This window comes from Thiolapillus sp. (assembly GCF_048562965.1).
Taxonomy (GTDB): Bacteria; Pseudomonadota; Gammaproteobacteria; order Chromatiales; family Chromatiaceae; genus Thiolapillus; species Thiolapillus brandeum_A.
The window spans coordinates 1-944 of record NZ_JBHNMF010001053.1 but is presented as its reverse complement, the minus strand read 5'-3'; the positions used below and the strand labels follow the sequence as shown (position 1 = coordinate 944).

Sequence of the window (944 nt, the reverse complement as noted above, 5' to 3'; positions counted from 1 at the left end):
GGCATCGATTCAGGGCGAGCGCGGATGTCGGGCGCCGCCCAATAATCGCTCGTTGATGTGCTCCAACTCTTCCAGGCTGTCATAGCGAATGACCACCTGCCCTCGCCTGCCCTCACGGTCTTTCGTTTTGATGTGATACTGGAACCCCAGTGCCTCTGTCATGGTGCGCTCCAAGCGCAGGATATTGGGGTCTTTGTCTGGCGCGTTCGCTGGGGCGGCCCTGTTGTTTATTGCTGCCTGCAGCTGGCGCACGGTCCAGCCCTCTTTGACCGCCTGCTGGCCCAGGGTCACCTGTTTGTCTGTAGACAGGCGGACCAGGGGCTTGGCCAGCGATGTTGACAGTTTCCCCTGGGCGACCCATTCCTGTACCTGGGGCGCGAGTTTGAGCAGTCTGAGTTTGTGATGGAGGGTCTGGTAGCTGATGCCGGTGATTCCCGCCAGCAGGGGCACCTTGTTCTTGCGTGGTGAATCGATAGCCTCAAGCTGGGCCTGGAGTGCCCTCGCCTCTTCAATCGGGTTCTCCAGGGCGCCCTGGAGATCCTGCTTGAGCAAGAGGTAGGCTTCTTGTTCGGTCAGGTCATCGCGGATAACGGCATCAATGCGGTAGATTTCCGCCTGTTGCGCCAGCATCCAGTGGCGCACTCCGTGGGCCAACACATACCCACGGTCAAGCGGGTTGCTGCTGGACGGGCGTACAACCACCGCAGGCACAATGCCCAGCTGCCGGGCCAAGGCCACCTCTTCTGGCGTGGGACGCGGCAACGGCCCCGGGGGGCTGTGCCTTGGCAAGCTGATCAGGTCGATATCCAGTTGAGTATTTGCGTGGGCGTTCACGTTGTGCTCACCTGGTTATCGCTTCAAGGCCTGGCAGCCCCAGCATCCAGCAACCCGAATCGGTGAGGTGAAAAAGACTGGAGGGTGATGTGGGCGAAGGCCGTTTTACC

General features: G+C 60.7%; 1 protein-coding gene. It reads right to left on the bottom strand.

Annotated features, from left to right (window positions below; all coding sequences use genetic code 11):
• Window positions 1-9: 9 nt before the first annotated feature.
• Window positions 10-834 (bottom strand): ParB/RepB/Spo0J family partition protein, encoded by an 825-nt coding sequence (locus ACOCD2_RS22210; protein ID WP_293650087.1) that lies wholly within the window; start codon window positions 832-834, stop codon window positions 10-12.
• Window positions 835-944 lie beyond the last annotated feature (110 nt).